This is a genomic window from Pseudoalteromonas sp. S3178, assembly GCF_005886985.1.
Lineage (GTDB): Bacteria > Pseudomonadota > Gammaproteobacteria > Enterobacterales > Alteromonadaceae > Pseudoalteromonas > Pseudoalteromonas carrageenovora.
The window spans coordinates 1-304 of the sequence record NZ_PNCW01000407.1; the positions used below are offsets into that span (position 1 = coordinate 1).

Here is a 304-nt window from a genome sequence, read left to right on the forward strand (position 1 = left end):
GCCTGTTCAGTTTTATTTTGGTGCGCGTTTTTATCGTGCTGGATGGGGAGCAATAAAAGCGGGAACCGGGAATATGGATTTGCTGGTGGCCATCGGCACCAGTGCAGCGTATGGCCTTTCAGTGTATTTATGGTGGACATTCAGCGGTGAGCATGGCGCTCCGCATTTATACTTCGAAAGCAGCAGTGCCGTTTTGAGCTTGGTACTGTTGGGTAAGTATCTCGAACACAGAGCCAAGCGGCGCACAACCAGCGCCCTTAAAGCACTTGAAAGCTTAAGGCCAACATCGGCTATGGTCTGGCGT

The 304-nt window shown here is 51.3% G+C and carries 1 pseudogene; it reads left to right on the forward strand.

Annotation, left to right across the window (positions count from 1 at the left end):
• Positions 1-304, forward strand: a pseudogene (locus tag CWC11_RS23135) (heavy metal translocating P-type ATPase); the annotation flags it as partial.